Source organism: Mycobacterium sp. NGS18, from assembly GCF_059813185.1.
Window position 1 is genome coordinate 1 of sequence record NZ_JCALEC010000037.1, and the last position, 563, is coordinate 563.

The window sequence follows — 563 nt, forward strand, 5'->3', positions numbered from 1 at the left end:
GCGCGGTTGGAGCCGGGTGATATCGACTACGTCGAGGCGCACGGCACCGGCACCGCGCTGGGTGATCCGATCGAGTTGGATGCGCTGGCGGCGGTGTTTGGTGAGCGTGGTTCCTCGGCGCCGCTGGTGCTGGGCTCGGTGAAGACGAATCTGGGGCATCTTGAATCGGCTTCGGGTGTCGCGGGTTTCATCAAGACGGTGCTGTCGGTGCAGCAGGGTTTCATTCCGCGGCACCTGAACTTTTCGGAGTTGACGCCGAATGCCGGTGCGGGGGCGTCGAAGTTCCAGATCGCCGCGCAGGCGATGGCGTGGCCGGCGGTGTCGCGTCCGCGGCGGGCGGGGGTGTCTTCGTTTGGGGTGTCGGGCACCAATGCGCATGTGGTGATCGAGCAGGCCCCGGTCGTCGAGGCGGTTGAGGCGGCCGGGCCGGTTGCTGAGCCGGTGGTGCAGACGTTGGTGGTGTCGGGTAAGTCGCCGGCGCGGATCGCGGCCACCGCCGGTGTGCTGGCGCAGTGGTTGACCGGCGCCGGCGCCGACGTGCCGCTGGCCGACGTCGCACACAC

1 protein-coding gene is annotated in these 563 nt (G+C 68.9%); it reads left to right on the forward strand.

What is annotated here, in order from left to right:
- A partial coding sequence (locus tag AC5Y31_RS21805) for a ketoacyl-synthetase C-terminal extension domain-containing protein (protein WP_499982979.1) occupies window positions 1-563 on the forward strand: 563 nt, incomplete at both ends.